Source organism: Psychrobacillus sp., from assembly GCF_056205495.1.
The window spans coordinates 1-8,317 of the sequence record NZ_JBAEAP010000076.1; the positions used below are offsets into that span (position 1 = coordinate 1).

An 8,317-nucleotide genomic window follows, 5' to 3' on the forward strand; every position below is an offset into this window, starting at 1 on the left:
TAATCCGTAAGTCCGAGGAGCAAGGCTTTTGGACTTTGCAGGCGTCCATTTTTCCAGAAAATAAACACAGTGTTTATTTGCATAAGAAAAATGACTTTAGAGAAGTTGGTATACGAGAAAAAATTGGGAAATTAAATGGTGTATGGAGGGATATTGTTTTGTTAGAAAGAAGAAATTCAGTAGGATTAGATATATTGCCTTAGAGAACCAAACAAGTGGTAAGGATAAGGGTTGTTGAATTAGAATACAAGTAGAAAGTGCTTATACAAATTAAAAAACCGTTCAGATAAATGAACGGTTTTCTTCGATGTTTAATTGTTTACTTCACTATCAGAACTGGACAGTTTGCCCTTTTAACCACCTTATGACTAACACTGCCTAAAACCATCTCCTGAAAAGCATTTAATCCTCGACTACCGATTACTAACAAATCACTATTTCCCTCATTTGCATAGTCAATAATTGATGGTCCGGGCTCGCCATGAAGTATTCTTACTGAATAATTTATATTGTTATTTTTTATTTCATTTTCTATAATTGCAATCTTTTTTCTTCTGGAAAACTCTAATTCTTCTGTTCCCTGGGAATGAAGTATTTCATTTTTCGATTTAGAAAAATCTGCCACATAGATGATCTCAATTGAACATCCTGTATGACAAGAGGCAATTTTTATAGCCTCTTTAGCAGCTCTTAAAGCATTTTCTGAACCATCTGCAGCCAACAAAATATTCGAATACATGGTTATCCCTCCAAATTATATAATTAATGAGATGCTAATTTTGCGTTTGAATCATTATATATAGCTAGTTTTTCAACAAGTTTCTTACTGGAAGCATCGAACCCATCGATAGTTATTTGGTTCTGATTTTCACGATATTTGATGACAACCTTATCTATAGCTCCCACAGCCGAATCATCCCAGATATGTGCATTTGTAAAGTCGATTACAATATTCTTTTCAGATACACTAAAATCAAATGACTCTATAAAATCCTCTACAGAAGCAAAAAACAATTGTCCCTCAACACTAAAGAATGTTTTGTTGTCTTCTTGATATCTTTTCACTTTTATCTTGGATATTTTAGCAACAAAGAATATGGCACTTAGGATTACACCAGCAATAACACCCTTAGATAAATCGTGCGTAGCAACTACTATAATGACTGTTACTAACATCACCGCTGCATCGCTTTTTGGTGCTTTTCTTAAATAAGTGAAAGAAGACCAGTCAAACGTGCCAATTGACACCATAATCATTATTCCAACAAGAACCGGCATTGGAATTTGCACAACTAAATCCCCTAAGACGATAATCAAGAAGATTAAAAATAAACCGGCTATAAGTGTGGAAAGTCGACCCCTTCCTCCTGACTTAACGTTTATTACTGATTGTCCTATCATGGCACATCCAGCCATCCCTCCAAAGAATCCCGTAACAATATTAGCGATGCCTTGACCTCTTGATTCTTTGTTTTTATTACTTTCAGTTCCTGTCATATCATCAACAATAGAAGCTGTTAACAATGATTCTAATAACCCTACAATTGCTAAAGCAAATGAATATGGAAAGATTATAGCTAAGGTTTCAAATGTAAACGGGACATTAGGAAAGAAGAACTCAGGCAATGTTCTTGTGATAGCTCCCAAATCCCCTACTGTACGCAAATCCATATTGGAATACATTGCGACAATCGTCAGTAACACAATAGCAATCAATGGTGCGGGTATTGATTTAAAAAATCGGGGAACTACATAAACTATTACTAAGGTAATGCCCACGAAAACATACGTCATGGACGAAATTCCGATAAAATGTGGAACTTGAGCCATAAAGATTAATATTGCTAATGCATTTACAAACCCGATCATCACTGCTCTCGGGATGAACTTCATTACTTTTGCTATCTTGAACACCCCAAAAATCACTTGAATAATACCTGTTAAAACTGTTGCTGCTAGTAGATAATCGAGACCATGATCTTTTACCAATGGGACCATTAATAAAGCCATTGCCCCAGTTGCTGCTGAAATCATTCCAGGACGTCCACCTACAAAGGCTATAATTACTGCAATACAGAAAGAAGCATACAATCCGACCATCGGATCTACTCCTGCTATAATGGAAAATGCAATCGCTTCAGGAATAAGAGCAAGGGCAACTACTATTCCTGCAAGGACGTCCCCTTTAACGTTTGAAAACCATTCTTTTTTTATTGTTTCTACCACTTTGTCCTACACCTCATTTATATGAATATTTTATGGCTTTTAACTCTCATAAAAGCCCTGTTTGATTTAGAATAAAGATAGTGTAACATCTTTCGTCCCAAAAAGGAACCATTTTGGGAACTTAAATTTCCTATGTTATGATCAATGAAAATCTAAAAAGGTAGGGGAAATATATGATTATTGGATATATGAGACCTTATCACGAGGATCAATCTTGTGATAATCAAAGATTAGATTTAAATAGTGTGTATTGTGAACAGTGGTTTAAAGAAGAACACCCCTCTTCTAAAAATAGAATGCAACTTAAAAAAATGATTGAAAACCTAACCCCAGGAGATAAAGTAATAGTTGGAAACCTTTTTATACTAGCAGATTCTACTCGTCATTTAGTTGAGATTTTAGAAGAGATTGAAGCAAAAGGAGCTTTCATTCAATCACTTAAAGAAGGAATTGATACAAGTTGCGAAGGTGGTTATCCATTCATTTATATTGTAAAACACTTAGTTGAATTTCAAAGTGATGTGATTAGTGAGAAAACGAAAAGAGGGCTTCAAAGGGCAGAAGAAAAAGGAATTACTTCAGGAAGACCAAAAAAACCCGACGAAAATGTAAGACGAGCAATCATTATGTATGAAAGCAAAAAATACAGCTTGGCAGAAATTAGAGAAGAAACTGGAATAAGTAAAACAACCCTATATAGGTATTTAGAAAGTTGAAGATTCCTCTTCTGAAATAATATTCTTTACAAAATGGCATAAAAAGAGCTTCTATTTTGATCAATATTTGTTCAAAGTAGAAGCTCTAATTTTCTTTTATAACCATATTCATTGCTCATAGTTCATTATTTTGAAACATAGTTAATATCATTAACAGGAACTGTTACCACCTAAAAGAACAAGTCCTGTACCTTCATTATTTTCTTCAATATCAAGAGTCAGACCCTCTGTAGAAGTAACTTGCGAATCAATTGCTAACTTAATGCCATTGATAGTTTCAATAGTATCCGATTCTAGTGGAGAATCTAAAGATAATGCAAATTGAGGTCCGCAGCAACCAGCATTAGTAAAGAGGCGAATTCCCTCAACACCTTTTTCGCTTATAACATTTTCTAGTAGTTTTTTCGCTCCGTCGGTAATGTTCATTTAATTATTCCTCCTAAAGTTTTTTATGCATTTGGAAAGATTCTTTTCAAAGCTTCTTTCATTTCTGGTTTTACACTAATTTTCGGTCGTACTGTTTTAGCTATTTTTTCTGCTTCTTCAATTGTGTTTGCTTTTCCTAATGTAAGTAACGTTCCAATCGCCACTGTTCCGGTACGGTTACTTCCACCCTGGCAGTGAAAGTAAACATTTTCCCCATTATTATACGCATCCACAATCTGTTCAATTGATTTCTTTATAGAAGTGTCTTGCTGGTCAGCATTATCAACGATTGGACTGTGTACACTTATTTCCTTTAAGCCTACATCTAGTGATTCAGCTCTTAAATCAAATACAGTATCTACTTTTTCATTTCCGAGTACATCACCTACATCATCGGCACCGCCAATAAAAATGCGGTCTGTAATTAATTCTTGATAATTCTTTTTTGTCATTACATTCACCCACCAATTAGTTAATATAATCTTTTAGTTTTTCGTATCCAACTTTTTCTTCATGGAGCCACGGAATAATGGCACAGTTTGATGCTTTATTTTCATTTACTTCATGAATCCATTCCAACTCGCCCATTGCTTTTGCACTTAATACTGGATCTGTTGTATTTGTAGCATATAGACTTTGATTAATAACCCACCATTTAGGGCTTATTTTTGCTCGTCTTAAATCTTCTTGTAGTCGAGACGCTTCTAAAACCGGTGTTGCTTCAGCCAATGTTACGATAACTACCTCTGTTACTTTGGAATCTCGTAGTAAAGGAAGTAGATTTTGCACGCTTTGTGGTACTTCACCTGTAGACTTCTCTATTTCTTTACTGTAAGACTGAGCTGCATCTAACAATAGTAAAGTATGACCTGTTGGTGCTGTATCGATAACTACAATTTCATTATTCGTTTTAGCCACTACTTCAGCAAAAGCACGGAATACTGCAATTTCCTCCGTACAAGGTGAATTTAGGTCTTCTTGTAGGTACGCAATGCCGTCTTCATCCAAATCATTACTTGCTTTAGATAATATATCTGCTTTATATTTTTCTACTTCTCGTTTTGGATCAATACTACTGATGCTTAAATTTTGGTTCATTAATTTACTTTGAAATTGATAATTAAGATGTGCAGCAGGGTCTGTTGTTGTTAAATGGACACGATGTCCCTTTTCAACTAAACCAACCGCAATTGCTGATGCGACAGTTGTTTTTCCGACCCCTCCTTTACCCATAGTAAAGATTAACTTTGTATCTGAGGAAGAAAAATCAGCTATAATATCCTTCAATTTAGATTGGTTAATTAATTCAGGTTGATTGTTTGATTTAAGTGTTGATGATGTGTACATTTTGAATAGATAACGAAGATTTTCTACACCTGTTAAGGAATATGAAACAAAAGGTAAAGAATATATTACAGACTGCTTCAAATTTTTGGGCATCTGTTTTAAAGCATTTCTTTGTCGTTGATAGAATGCAGATGATACCTCATCTTCTTTTAGATACTCACGAAGAAGCCCATTCACAATAACAATTTGATTTTTTATCCCTATATCTTTTAGTTCCATTGACGCACGATCAGCTTCTAACAGAGAAGAAACGTCTGGTCTTGTAACTAAAATTAATGTAGTTTTAGTAGAATCGGCTAAAACCTCTACTGCTTTAGAATAGAGATCTTTTTTACCAGCTAAACCTGATAACGGACCTAAACATGATGCTCCATGGGTACTTTCCTCTAGAAACCCATTCCATGCCGTTGGAAGTTGTAAAAGTCGTAATGTATGCCCAGTTGGTGCAGTATCAAAAATAACATGATCATACTGACTTACCACTTCATTGTTTGTCAGCAAGCTTGTAAATTCATCAAATGCGGCTATTTCCACGGTACAAGCACCTGATAATTGTTCTTCCATCGTGATGACTACCGATTCAGGTAGTTTTCCTCGATACGGTCCCACAACCTTTTCTCTATAGGCTTTTGCTGAAGCATCTGGGTCTAAGTTACATGCATATAGATTATTAACATTTGGAACTTCTTTTGGTAAGTTAGTTAGTTCCATACCAAATACATCTTGTAGGTTGGAGGCAGGATCGGTACTGATTAATAAGACCTTTTTCCCTTTATCTGCTAATGAAATAGCAGTCGCACAAGCTGTAGAAGTTTTTCCGACTCCCCCTTTTCCTGTCAAAAATAGAAATGGAGTATTTATTGCATTCTTTGGCTGAAAGTCTTGAAACATGATTATCTCTTCTTTCCGTTTTAAAGTGAATTTAAATTAATAGAAAGTCGACTTTTAGGCTTTTCTTTTAGTTCTTCCAAACCTACGTTAAACCATTCTGCAAGTTCATCGTTTGTTGGATAACTTCCTAGTTTTACAATTTCCCCATCTACTAAAACTACTGGTAAAGCATCTGTTCCTTTTTCATGTAACGCATTGTTAACCGCACCATTTTCAACAAACTTATCCGGGTTGTTTGTTAATTGATATCGGGTAATATTAAATCCTTTTTTCTCGAGAGAATACAAAGCAGAAGCTACTCTCGTTAATTCAGGATCAACACTAGGTCCACATACTCCAGTTGAACAACACATCGCTGGATCAAAAATTTCTACTTTTTTCATACTTAAAAACCTCCCTATATAGTATCAAATAAGCATATACTTATATCTCAGTGAAAAGAGAACCAAGAGAAAATTCTCTTGGTAATGGAAATTATTCGCCTGTCTCAGCAAAACGTTTAATTCTTTCTCCAACCTCATCACGAACTCGTTGGAAGGTAGCCCACTTCTCTTCATCAGTTCCCTCTGCTTTTGCAGGATCATCAAAGCCCCAGTGAGCACGTTTCACATGTGGTGGTGTCATTGGACATTTATCCGCAGCATCTCCGCACAGAGTAACTACAAACTCCGCATTATTTAACGTTTCCATATCAATGATATCTGATGTCTGATTAGAAATATCAATTCCAATCTCATTCATTGCTTTGACAGCATTCGGATTTAAGCCATGTGCTTCAATACCCGCACTCAGAACTTCCCACTCATCACCTAAATATTTTTTCCCCCAACCTTCTGCCATTTGGCTTCTACATGAATTTCCTGTACATAAAAAGTAAAGTGTTTTTTTTGACATAGTAAGTAATCTCCTTTGGTTTCAACTTTATAAAAGTATTTGTTTATTTTGAGTTGCATTATTTGTTGCTCATATTAGAAAAACGATAACGAAATATATAGTCCTAATAATGTAAAGAATAAAATCGGTATCGTTATAACAATACCTGTTTTAAAATAAGTACCCCATGATATTTTCACGCCTTTTTGGGATAAAACATGAAGCCATACTAATGTTGCAAGTGAGCCAATAGGAGTAATTTTTGGTCCTAAGTCAGATCCAATCACGTTAGCATAGATAAGTGCTTCACGGATTGTTCCAGAAGTGTTCGTTTCTGCAATCGCTAATGCATCGATCATCACAGTTGGCATGTTATTCATTAGGGATGATAGGAAGGCTGCAATAAAGCCCATCGACATCGTCGCTACAAATAGCCCTTGCTGTGCCGCTACTTCTATAACTCCAGATAAAACACTTGTAAGTCCTGCATTCCCTAGGCCGTATACGACAACATACATACCTATAGAGAAAAATACAATATTCCAGGGAGCTCCTTTAATAACTGTTCTTGTATCGACAGCACTACTTCTTCTTGCCATGATAATAAAGAATATCGCTATTAATCCAGCTACAATGGAAACAGGAACTTGGATGAATTCGCTACTAAAGTAACCGATAACTAATACAGCAAGTACATACCATGAAAGATGAAACATTTTTATATCTTTAATAGCTTCTTTTGGTTCTCTAAGTTTTGATAAGTCATATGTTCTTGGAATGCTTTTTCTAAAATAAAATAATAATACGCTGATTGTTGCAATCAGAGAAAATATGTTAGGAATAATCATTCTAGAAGCATATTCCACGAAACCAATATTAAAGAAATCAGCTGATACAATGTTAACTAGGTTACTAACCACGAATGGTAGTGAAGTTGTATCTGCTATAAATCCACTCGCCATAATGAATGGGAAAATCATTTTTTCATTGAAATTCAAGTTTCGAACCATTGCTAAAACAATTGGTGTTAATATTAACGCAGCACCATCATTGGCAAAAAAGGCAGCAACAACAGCACCTAGTACACTTATATATATGAACATCTTAATCCCATTACTTTTAGCAGCTCTTGCCATGTGTAATGCAGCCCATTCAAATAAACCAATCTCATCTAAAATCAAGGAAATGAGTATAATGGCAATAAAGGACAATGTGGCGTTCCAAGTAATGTCTACTACTTCTGCGACATCACCAAAATCCACAACCCCTACTAACAATGCTATTATAGCTCCACCACAAGCAGACCAACCGATATTCAAACCTCTCGGTTGCCATATAACGAAGATAAGCGTTACTAAAAAAATCAATGATGCTAAAATAACTGGCGACAATATACTAACCTCCATTATTCACATGAGATACGCAATCCCTGTTCTTCTAATTCTTGTAGTTTAAAATCTTGGCTTGGAAGATGATTCAACAAGTTCTGAACCAATGGAAAAACATCACTTTCCTTGTTCAATGAATAGATAATCCATTGACCTCTTCTTGTTTCCCCCACTAGTCCAGCATCTTTCAACTTACGTACGTGTTGACTAATAGCGGGTTGACTTACTTTAAATATTTCAACAAATTCACAAACACAATAATCATGTGAATCAAGCATTTTAAGCATAGTTAGTCTTGTTTTATCTCCTAACAGTTTTAATATTGTGGCAGCTTTTTCAATTTCAACCGTAGACAATTCCATTTAAGTGCACCTCCTTATATCTTTCACATTATTAGTGTATAATGATTTACTTATATAATATTCTACTTATATGTAATTTGCAACTATA

11 protein-coding genes are annotated in these 8,317 nt (G+C 35.1%); 2 read left to right on the top strand and 9 right to left on the bottom strand.

The genetic code is table 11. The features are described from left to right. The coding region (locus AC06OU_RS02395) for an N-acetyltransferase family protein (protein ID WP_475853716.1) at nucleotides 1-203 on the top strand (203 nt) is incomplete at its 5' end. 116 nt (nucleotides 204-319) lie between these two features. Here the strand turns inward: AC06OU_RS02395 and AC06OU_RS02400 are convergent. Both AC06OU_RS02400 and AC06OU_RS02405 read right to left on the bottom strand, forming a co-directional pair. Then, nucleotides 320-739 (bottom strand): universal stress protein, encoded by a 420-nt coding sequence (locus AC06OU_RS02400; protein ID WP_475853718.1) that lies wholly within the window; start codon nucleotides 737-739, stop codon nucleotides 320-322. Nucleotides 740-762: 23 nt separating this feature from the next. Next, nucleotides 763-2,226, bottom strand: coding sequence for a SulP family inorganic anion transporter (locus AC06OU_RS02405; protein ID WP_475853720.1), 1,464 nt, complete (start codon nucleotides 2,224-2,226; stop codon nucleotides 763-765). A 173-nt stretch (nucleotides 2,227-2,399) separates the two neighbouring features. Here AC06OU_RS02405 and AC06OU_RS02410 point away from each other — a divergent pair, with 173 nt between their 5' ends. Beyond that, nucleotides 2,400-2,942, top strand: coding sequence for a recombinase family protein (locus AC06OU_RS02410; protein WP_475853721.1), 543 nt, complete (start codon nucleotides 2,400-2,402; stop codon nucleotides 2,940-2,942). A 150-nt stretch (nucleotides 2,943-3,092) separates the two neighbouring features. On the opposite strand, the gene AC06OU_RS02415 is transcribed toward AC06OU_RS02410, so the two are convergent. The 7 genes from AC06OU_RS02415 to AC06OU_RS02445 form a co-directional block, all read right to left on the bottom strand. Beyond that, nucleotides 3,093-3,368 (bottom strand): iron-sulfur cluster biosynthesis family protein, encoded by a 276-nt coding sequence (locus AC06OU_RS02415; protein ID WP_475853722.1) that lies wholly within the window; start codon nucleotides 3,366-3,368, stop codon nucleotides 3,093-3,095. A gap of 23 nt (nucleotides 3,369-3,391) precedes the next feature. Further along, nucleotides 3,392-3,820 (bottom strand): protein-tyrosine phosphatase family protein, encoded by a 429-nt coding sequence (locus AC06OU_RS02420; protein ID WP_475853724.1) that lies wholly within the window; start codon nucleotides 3,818-3,820, stop codon nucleotides 3,392-3,394. A 16-nt stretch (nucleotides 3,821-3,836) separates the two neighbouring features. Then, nucleotides 3,837-5,606 carry an arsenical pump-driving ATPase gene (arsA, locus tag AC06OU_RS02425; protein ID WP_475853726.1) on the bottom strand — a complete coding sequence of 590 codons (1,770 nt, stop codon included), beginning with the start codon at nucleotides 5,604-5,606 and terminating at the stop codon, nucleotides 3,837-3,839. A 20-nt stretch (nucleotides 5,607-5,626) separates the two neighbouring features. Continuing rightward, nucleotides 5,627-5,989 (bottom strand): arsenite efflux transporter metallochaperone ArsD, encoded by a 363-nt coding sequence (gene arsD / locus AC06OU_RS02430; RefSeq protein ID WP_475853728.1) that lies wholly within the window; start codon nucleotides 5,987-5,989, stop codon nucleotides 5,627-5,629. Nucleotides 5,990-6,080: 91 nt separating this feature from the next. Then, nucleotides 6,081-6,500, bottom strand: coding sequence for an arsenate reductase (thioredoxin) (arsC, locus tag AC06OU_RS02435; protein WP_475853729.1), 420 nt, complete (start codon nucleotides 6,498-6,500; stop codon nucleotides 6,081-6,083). A gap of 74 nt (nucleotides 6,501-6,574) precedes the next feature. Continuing rightward, nucleotides 6,575-7,885, bottom strand: a complete 1,311-nt coding sequence (locus AC06OU_RS02440; protein WP_475853732.1) for an arsenic transporter — start codon at nucleotides 7,883-7,885, stop codon at nucleotides 6,575-6,577. Next, nucleotides 7,885-8,229, bottom strand: a complete 345-nt coding sequence (locus AC06OU_RS02445; protein ID WP_475853733.1) for an ArsR/SmtB family transcription factor — start codon at nucleotides 8,227-8,229, stop codon at nucleotides 7,885-7,887. The genes AC06OU_RS02440 and AC06OU_RS02445 overlap by 1 nt, the downstream gene beginning before the upstream one ends. Nucleotides 8,230-8,317 lie beyond the last annotated feature (88 nt).